Source organism: Stenotrophomonas sp. (assembly GCF_031995405.1).
Classification (GTDB): Bacteria; Pseudomonadota; Gammaproteobacteria; order Xanthomonadales; family Xanthomonadaceae; genus Stenotrophomonas.
This window is the reverse complement of the sequence record NZ_DAMAGC010000158.1, coordinates 1-390: the sequence shown is the minus strand read 5'-3', so window position 1 is coordinate 390 and position 390 is coordinate 1. Positions and strand designations below refer to the sequence as shown.

Below are 390 nucleotides of genomic sequence, written 5' to 3'. Positions count from 1 at the left end.
TCGAGTCCCGTCCGCTCCGCCAATCTTTGAAGAGCCCCTGGTGAAAGCCAGGGGCTTTTTTTTTGGTTTTCTCCCGGTGAACCAGCGCGTCCTGTTCCAACATCGCAGTCAATGATGCACGGTGATACGCGGGTCGGATGGTCCGGGCGCTGCGTGGGATCAGGGGGGGCTTCGTTCTTGTACGCCGCGAGCGTCAGGGCCCCGTAGCGGCCGGTAGGCCCCTGGCGTAGTGTCCCCCGGCCTGGCGGCCTCCTCCTTGATTTTGCCCAGGAGCCTACCGGCCGCTACGGTGCTCGCTTGCGGAGACGCGCGGGGAAATCTGGCTTCTGACTTTGGTCGGTGGGTCGGGCGCTGGGTCCCCATGCCCTTGGAGGCGAAATAAAGGAGGAG

The 390-nt window shown here is 64.1% G+C and carries 1 tRNA gene (only partly in view); it reads left to right on the top strand.

What is annotated here, in order from left to right:
* A tRNA-Asp gene (locus RTO53_RS18425) sits at positions 1 to 22 on the top strand (it extends 155 nt beyond the left edge of the window).
* Positions 23 to 390 lie beyond the last annotated feature (368 nt).